At 70.3% G+C, this 7399-nt stretch carries 9 protein-coding genes and 1 tRNA gene; 4 read left to right on the forward strand and 6 right to left on the reverse strand.

Annotated elements, in window-relative coordinates; genetic code table 11:
- Positions 1–1092: a site-specific integrase gene (locus tag E1281_RS13020; protein WP_207943255.1), complete on the forward strand. Its 1092-nt coding sequence runs from the start codon at positions 1–3 to the stop codon at positions 1090–1092.
- Between the two features lie 56 nt (positions 1093–1148).
- Here E1281_RS13020 and E1281_RS13025 read toward each other — a convergent pair.
- From E1281_RS13025 to E1281_RS41855, 3 genes are all read right to left on the reverse strand, one after another.
- Positions 1149–1224: transfer RNA gene (locus E1281_RS13025), tRNA-Ala, on the reverse strand.
- Positions 1225–1240: 16 nt separating this feature from the next.
- Complete coding sequence (locus E1281_RS13030; RefSeq protein WP_131877767.1) at positions 1241–1957, reverse strand: HAD family hydrolase; 717 nt, start codon at positions 1955–1957, stop codon at positions 1241–1243.
- A 23-nt stretch (positions 1958–1980) separates the two neighbouring features.
- A complete protein-coding gene (locus E1281_RS41855; protein ID WP_220163873.1) occupies positions 1981–2100 on the reverse strand; it encodes a DLW-39 family protein in 120 nt (39 codons plus the stop codon).
- Between the two features lie 218 nt (positions 2101–2318).
- Here E1281_RS41855 and E1281_RS13035 point away from each other — a divergent pair, with 218 nt between their 5' ends.
- Positions 2319–2528, forward strand: coding sequence for a hypothetical protein (locus E1281_RS13035; protein WP_131877769.1), 210 nt, complete (start codon positions 2319–2321; stop codon positions 2526–2528).
- On the forward strand, positions 2510–3337 hold the full coding sequence (locus E1281_RS13040; RefSeq protein ID WP_243716919.1) for an SDR family NAD(P)-dependent oxidoreductase: 828 nt from the start codon (positions 2510–2512) through the stop codon (positions 3335–3337). Before E1281_RS13035 ends, E1281_RS13040 begins: the two co-directional genes overlap by 19 nt.
- Positions 3338–3419: 82 nt before the next feature.
- Here E1281_RS13040 and E1281_RS13045 read toward each other — a convergent pair whose 3' ends face one another.
- The 3 genes from E1281_RS13045 to E1281_RS13055 all read right to left on the reverse strand — a co-directional run bounded on the left by E1281_RS13045 (position 3420) and on the right by E1281_RS13055 (position 5684).
- On the reverse strand, positions 3420–4355 hold the full coding sequence (locus tag E1281_RS13045; protein WP_131877771.1) for a DMT family transporter: 936 nt from the start codon (positions 4353–4355) through the stop codon (positions 3420–3422).
- 227 nt (positions 4356–4582) lie between these two features.
- The gene (locus tag E1281_RS13050) at positions 4583–5494 is read right to left on the reverse strand and encodes an AraC family transcriptional regulator (RefSeq protein WP_131877773.1); all 912 of its coding nucleotides are present in this window, start codon (positions 5492–5494) and stop codon (positions 4583–4585) included.
- Positions 5451–5684 (reverse strand): hypothetical protein, encoded by a 234-nt coding sequence (locus E1281_RS13055; RefSeq protein ID WP_131877775.1) that lies wholly within the window; start codon positions 5682–5684, stop codon positions 5451–5453. Before E1281_RS13055 ends, E1281_RS13050 begins: the two co-directional genes overlap by 44 nt.
- A 1338-nt stretch (positions 5685–7022) precedes the next feature.
- Here E1281_RS13055 and E1281_RS41210 point away from each other — a divergent pair.
- The coding region (locus tag E1281_RS41210) for a hypothetical protein (RefSeq protein ID WP_207943256.1) at positions 7023–7399 on the forward strand (377 nt) is incomplete at its 3' end.

Consider the following 7399-nt stretch of genomic DNA (forward strand, 5'->3'; position numbering starts at 1 on the left):
ATGGGTTCACTGTACGTTCGGCTTCTTCGCAAGCACATCGCGCCTCACCTGGGCGGCGTCCAGCTCGGCAAGCTCAGTACTCCGATGATCCGGGATTGGCGCATGGCGCTCCTCAACGAGGGTGTCTCGGCGTCCGTGACCGCAAAGGCGTACCGGCTGCTTCGCGCGGTGCTGATGACGGCCTCCGAAGAGGATCGGATCATCCCGCGCAATCCCTGCCGTATCCGTGGAGCAGGTGACGAGAGTCCAGAGGAACGGCCAATCCTGACCCTCGCTCAGGTCTTCGACCTCGCTGACCTCGTCGGGCGGCGTCCGGTCGGCAACATCCGCAAGCTTTCTGCCACGGAATACCGGCTCCGCTACAAGCTCGTTGACGGCGGCATGCGGGCCTTCCCGCAGAACTTCCCGTCCAAGGATGCGGCCGAAGCGGTCCTGTGGTCGATGGCTCTCGACGGTCACGCGGCCGTTCGACAGGACGACAGTTTCCGGGCGCTCGTCCTCCTCGCGACCTTCGCAAGTCTGCGTTGGGGTGAGGCGGTAGCGCTGCGGCGGCGGGATATCGACCTGAAGGCCGGCACGGTGACCGTCCGGCGGCAGTACCTCGAAATGGACAGCGGAGACATGGTCGTCGGTCCGACGAAATCGCGGGCGGGTGCTCGCACGGTGGTACTTCCGGCGGCGATTGTTCCGGCAATCCGGGATCACCTGGAACGGCACACGTCCACCGACCCGACCGCCCTCGTCTTCACAGGGGCAAAGGGCGGTGTCCTACGGCGGGGCAACTTCCGGCGCGCGTCGCGGTGGGTCGATGCCGTGGCAGCGATCGGCGTTCCGGGACTCCACTTCCATGACCTTCGGCACACGGGCAACACGCTCGCCGCGCAGAGCGGGGCCAGTCTCCGTGACCTCATGGACCGGATGGGGCGTGACAGCGTGCGGGCGGCGATGATCTACCAGCACGGGACGTCCGAAGCGGGCAAGGCTATCGCCAACGCGCTCAACGACCGGATCACGGCGGCCGGTGCCACGGACGGCGACGACCAGGACGACGATGACGACGGGACGTCCGGTGCGCTGGTTCCGGTGGCCTAATGGCCCGCTAATGGCCCGAACGCCCCCGTCCATGATCCGGATGGGGGCGTTTTCGCTGGTGGAGCCTAGGGGATTCGAACCCCTGACACCCGGCTTGCAAAGCCGGTGCTCTACCAACTGAGCTAAGGCCCCTTGCGGCGGGACAAGCCTACCCGTGGTCTGCGGTCACCGTGTCATCGACGGGGGCCGGGAGGACGAGGTCGGGGAGGGCGGCGACGCTGGGGAGGATGTGGGTGGCGCCGCCCTGGAGGAGGCGGTCGCGGTCGTGGGCGCCGGTGAGGACGCCGGCGACCACGGCGGCGCCGGAGCGGCGGCCGGACAGCATGGCGGCGGCGGTGTCACCGCAGACGGCGATGTTGCGGACGTCGTCCACGCCCAGGCGCAGGGCCGCGGTGAGGACGAGGTCGGGCCATGGGCGGTCGCGCGGGACGTCCTCCGGGCACAGCGTCAGGTCGACACGGCCCCACCAGCCGAGGGTGTCGAGGATGCGGGACTGCGTGCGGCGGCCGAAGCCGGTGAGCAGGCAGATGCCGATGCCGGCACCGCGGATGCGGTCCAGGGCGTTGTCCGCGCCGGGCACGGGGGTGAGGCCGCGCCGGTCGACGTGCTGGTCGTAGGAGCATTCGAACGCCAGGTTGGCGGCCTGGGCGCGGGGCTCGTCGAAGAGCGAGCGGAAGACGCCGATCTTCGACTCGCCGCGCGACTCGCGGAAGCGGGCCAGGGCACGCTCGTACGCCGCCGTGCCGGAGACGATCCCCAGTGCGGCGATCGCCTCGGCGAAGGCGGTGTGGACGGTGTCGCGGTCCGCGACAGTGGTCCCGGCGAGATCGAGGCAGGCGACGGTGATCGGGTCTGCTTCGTTCACGCCGGGGCCTTATCGCCGGCGTCTCAGCTGTCGGACGACGTGGCCTCGGTCCACAGGTCCAGCTCGGCGCGGTCCTGCTGGAGCCGGCGCCAGACAGCGAAACCACCGAGAGCGACAACGGCGAGAACGAGAAGCTTCTTCACGGTGGGACCCCTTCACCTTCGACTATGAAGCCAAACCCGGGATTTGTTCGATTTCCCAGGCTCTCCGCAGCCTAGCAATCGTTCATGGTCGTTCCGCACCCCCTCGCCGTATCGGACCGGATGTCCAATCCAGGTCCCGGTGCTGTCACGTCCGCGCCATCTCGCCGGGACGCCTGGACGACCGCATAATCCGGGGGGACGGATCTTCGGGAGTGCCGATGGCGGAGGACGACTTCCGGCGCTGGGAACGCGAGTTCGACTCGGGCTCGCCGGACGACGTGCCGTCCGAGGGCCGCGGGATGGTGCTGGCGGCGGGGGTCACCGCGACCGGGTGCGCCGCCATGATCGCGGTGGGTCAGGTGTCGCTCGGCGCCGCCGGGCTCGTGCTGTCGTCGGTCATCCTGCTGCTGTGGCGGATCGGGATGTGATCCGCAATGATCGCGGCATGGAGCTGCGCGGAGCGAACGTCCTGGTGACCGGGGCCACCGGCGGGATCGGCCGGGCACTGGCGATGACGCTGGCCGAGCGCGGCGGGCAGATCGTCCTCACGGGCCGGCGCGCGGACGTGCTGGAACCGCTGGCGGAGCGGATCGGCGGCCGTGCCATCGTGGCCGACCTGGCCGATCGCGCGGCGGCGGAGCGGCTGCTGGACGACGCGGGCCGGGTGGACGTGCTGGTGGCGAACGCGGCACTGCCCGCGTCCGGGCTGCTCGACGAGTACTCGGTCGACGAGGTCGACCGGGCACTGGACGTCAACCTGCGCGCACCGATCGTGATGGCGAAGCTCGCCGGCGCGCAGATGGCCGATCGTGGCCGCGGGCATCTGCTGTTCGTGTCGTCGCTGGCCGGGAAGACGGCGTCCGGGCACGCGTCCCTCTACAACGCGACGAAGTTCGGTATGCGGGGGTTCGCCCTGGCGCTGCGGGAAGACCTCCGGCCGCACGGCGTCGGCGTGTCGACGGTGTTCCCCGGCTTCATCCGGGACGCGGGCATGTTCGCCGACGCCGGCGTCTCGCTGCCCAGGGGCGTCGGCACCCGGTCGCCGCGGGACGTGGCGCGGGCGTCCGTCCGGGCCATCGAGCGGAACATCGCCGAGATCGACGTGGCGCCGCTCGGGCTGCGGCTCGGGGCCAGGCTGGGCGGTGTGGCGCCTGGCCTGTCGGCTGTCGTGCAGCGCCGCGCGGGTGGGCACCGGATCTCGCGGGGCCTCGCGGACGGCCAGCGCGACAAGCGCTGAACGGCGAGCCGGGCGGCCTGCTCGGGGCGACGTTGGTGCGGAGCCGCAGCCAGGTTCGAGTTCGGCACCGGCCCTGGATCCCTCACGCTCGGCTGATCTCGTCGGGAAGCCGGGCACCCTCGGGTCCGGTCGGGGCGTGGTCCGGTACGGCCCGTTCGGACGCGGGCGCCCAGCGCGCGGTCGCGAGGACGGAACCGCCGAGGATCAGCGCGAACGACACCATGATCGTCCCGGTGATGGGCTCGCCGAGGAACAGGACCCCGGCGGCGACCGCGACGGCCGGGTTCACGTACGTGAACACCATCCCCCGCGACGTGCCGACCTCCCGGATGAGCTCGAAGAACACGATGAACGCGAGCGCCGTGCACACCAGCCCGAGCCCGACGAGCGCGGCGAGCACCTGCCCGCTCGGCATCGATTCGGGACGGGTGGCCACGGCGGGTCCCGTGTACACGAGCGCGGCGAACGCGAGCGCGAACGCGGCCATCTGCAGGCTCGGGAGGTCGTGGAGGCGCCGGGTGGCGATGATCGGCGCGATCGAGTACCCCAGCGCGACGAGCATCACCTCGCCGATCGCCCATGCGCTGCCGCCTCCGAGGTGCGGCCAGGCCAGCACCACGACGCCGGTCAGCCCGACGAGCAGCCCCGCCCACCGCACCGGGCCGAGCCGCTCCGCGTCACCGGTGAGCCTGGCCAGCACGAACCCGATGATGGGGACGGCGGCGATCAGCAGGCCCGTCATCGAGCTGGTCAGCTCGGTTTCGGCGTGCGACAGCAGCGCCCAGGGGCCGAGGATCTCCACCGCGGTGAACGCCAGCAGGGGACGCCAGCGGCGGCGCACCACGTCCAGCCCTCCCGCCCGGATCGCCAGCGGCAGCAGGACGGCCGCGCCCAGCGCGGTCCGCGCGAACACCACCATGGCGACCGGTACCTCCTCGACCGCCACCTTGATCATTAGGTAGGGGATGCCCCACAGCACGCTCATCAGCGCGAACAGAACCCAGCCACGACGACTCACCGGAACCTCCGATCCTTCCCTCCGACCACCGGCCTGCCCAGGCCCGAACAAGACGGCACACCGCGCGCCCTGCGCACCGGTTCCGCACGACTGCTGTGTGTGCAGCCGGTGCGCGCAGATGCGCACTGATACGTGCGGCGACCCGGCGGCACCCGTAGGCGACGACGTCTGCGCCACCGACACGCCGGACGACGTGTGCGGGCCGTCCCCGTGCGGGTGGGGCGAGTTCAGGATGCGGGGCGGCGGGGCGCGCTGTCTTGAACGCTGTTGCGGTACGCGCCGGGTGTCACGCCGACGACGCGGCGAAACCATCTGTTCAGGTGCGCCTGGTCGGCGAACCCGGCCAGCGTCGCCGCCTCCGCCGGGCGGTGTCCGGCGTCCAGCAGCGCACGTGCGCGCGTCACCCGGTGCTGGGCGAGCCAGGCGTACGGCGGCATGCCCATGGCGTCTCGGAAGGCGCGGAGCAGCTGGTAGCGCGAGAGTTCCAGGTCGGCGGCGACCTCCGCGAGGGACGGTGGGGCGATCAGCTCGTCCGATAGGCGCACCGCGGTGGCGCGGGCGATCCGTGCGGCGTCGGTTCGGCGCGGTCCGGGCACGACTTTCGGGGCCGCCTCCGCATGCCGTCCGACAAGCGTGCCGAGGACGGCGAGCAGGCGTGACTCGCCTTCCAGCGGGTCCTCGCCGAGCCGCAGGGCGCGGTGGGCGAGCCGCAACGCTTCGCCGAGGCGCCGATCGTCGATGATCGGCTCGGCGAAGTGCGGACGCTCCGGCCCGCCGTCGGCCTTGATCGCGGTGCCCAGCAGCTCGGCGTCCGGGTAGAGGCAAAGGTAGGCGAAGCCTTCCGGACGCGCCGGACCACCGGTATGCGCTTCGCCGGGCTCGACCACCACAACGCTGCCCGCACCGGAGTAGACCTTGTCGCCGCGGTACCGCATCGTCTCCACACCGTCGACGGTGACGCCGATCGCGTACTCGTCGTGGATGTGCGGCGCGTAGTGGCGGCGGCCGATCCGGGCGGTCAGCAGATGGAGCGTGGACCCCTGGACGCCGTCGACCCGCGTCCAGACGGTCCGGTCGGCGGAGGTGGCCCGGTGCTCAGGCGGAGAAGACGTGCCGGAGGCGCCAGCGGTCCTCGTCACGGCCGAGTTCCGCGACGGCCACACCTTCGGCTCCCGTGACGCGGACCCGGTAGACGCGGCCTTCGTGGGCCGTTCCGTAGGTCTTCAGCACCTCGTCGACCGCGTAGCGCGACCCCCGCCACTCGTACGCGGTGAGTCGCCCCGCCAGGTCGTGCTCGGCGCGGATCGGCTCGTTCAGCAGCTGCCCCATGCGGCGAGCGTAGCACGGGTTCGAACTGGTGTTCGCAGGTCGGAAAGGCTTCGCAGCCCTCCGGCCCCCTGCCCCAGGGGGCTCGCGTCCATGCGCATCCACGTGCCGCCGGGCGTGGCGCGGCAGTCGACATCATGCCGACATTGGAGCGCAGTACGTGCCTCACGTCCAGACCAACAGTGAATGACCACCTCCCTCATCCCGAGCGGCGCGAGACGTTCGATCGAACACCCGTGAGTCTCTCCTTCAGGGTCTTTATCCACAGGCTAGGGATATCGGTCGCACACACCTCCCGTGGCGTACGGACAGGCGCTCCGGCAAGTCGTGTCCACAGCGAGATCCCCAGAACAACAGGCCTTTCCACGGACCGAGCGTCGTTGGGACGCCGTTCCCTCCAGCATCCACAGAGCCTGGACGGCCGCACACGGAATCCACACCCTGTGGATAACTGGCGTGCACAACCTGGGTACGGTCGCCGGCTCCTGCGTCCACCATTCTTCCCCAGCTTGCCCCCAACCGAGGCGACCGCCCATCCACGTCGTGGAAAAGCCGCTGACCAGCACGAACAGTGGTGTTGGCGAGTCGTTGCCCACAGCCCGTTCACAGCCTGTGGGCGATTCGCCTCCACAGACCATCGACACCGGTGGACAGCGTCGCCCACCGGGAATCCCCAGGCACGTCCCCAGATCACGCGTCGTCGAGTCGGCGAGGCTCTCCGGATCGATGGCGGCGGCAATGGCGTGATGGCCGCGTCGTTCGGGTGCGGGCCGTCCATGAGACGAAGCCGGGCCCGGGCCTCTCGGGCCCGGCGGGATCGGAAATGACTCGTCCAGGTCAATGACCTCGTCGTACTCCCGGCCGGTCCGGATCCAGAGATCGAGCACCCGGCGCGCCGTTTGACCCTCCGTGCTGCTGACGAACGCCCCACACCGCCGTTCAGGCACCGGAGGGTGTGGACGCGTCGTTGAGCCGTGCGGAGACCCTGCCAGGAGAGGATGATGTCTGCGTGATCGCGACCACGAGCACGACGGCCACCACGGTGCCCAAGGCTGTCTTCAGGACACTGGTGGAGAGGCACATGCCTTGATTCCAAGCCCCAGCCGAGCCACGAATCAGCGCGGCGAGCACCAGTCTTGAGGTTGGAGCATCCCCCGCCCTCAAAGTTATCCACAACCTGTGGGCAAGAGAACCGCGACAGTCACCGCATGCTCCCGCTTCGTCCAACAGGCGCCGTGGCGCGGTCGGCCGCGCCAGCGGTGCCGACCCCGACCCGGGGCAATTGACGGCAACGGACCCCGGCCCAAGACTGGGCGCCTCGTCGGCTGTCGAAGGGCTGCCATGCGTGGTGCGCTCGCGGGTCTGATGGCCGGTGGCTTGGTCGGAGCGCTGTGGGGAGCCACTAACAATTTCGGACTCTGGAACAGCGCGGTGGCCGCCGGCCTGATGGGCGCCCTCGTGGGACTGTGTGTCCGCCATTGGAAGGAAGCCGTACGCGGCGCGCTGGCAGGCCTTGTGACCGGCGCCTGCCTAGGGACCCTTATAGGTGGCTACACCTTTTTCGGACCGTTGTGGGGCGCCGAACCCGCTTACGAGGTCACCGACAGCGCGATAGGGACCGGCCTGATGGGCGCCCTGGCGGGAACATGGATCGGCCTGATCGCCGCAGCACCCCACAGCACACGGAAAACCCAACACACCCGCCCCAGAAACCCCAC

It is taken from the genome of Actinomadura sp. KC345, from assembly GCF_004348515.1.
Lineage (GTDB): Bacteria > Actinomycetota > Actinomycetes > Streptosporangiales > Streptosporangiaceae > Spirillospora.

Excerpts from the sequence above, each read along its gene's own strand:
- E1281_RS13020 (WP_207943255.1), top strand. The coding sequence starts at position 1 with ATGGGTTCACTGTACGTTCGGCTTCTTCGCAAGCACATCGCGCCTCAC.
- E1281_RS13035 (WP_131877769.1), top strand. The coding sequence starts at position 2,319 with ATGGCGGAGGACGACTTCCGGCGCTGGGAACGCGAGTTCGACTCGGGC.
- E1281_RS13055 (WP_131877775.1), bottom strand. The coding sequence starts at position 5,684 with ATGGGGCAGCTGCTGAACGAGCCGATCCGCGCCGAGCACGACCTGGCG.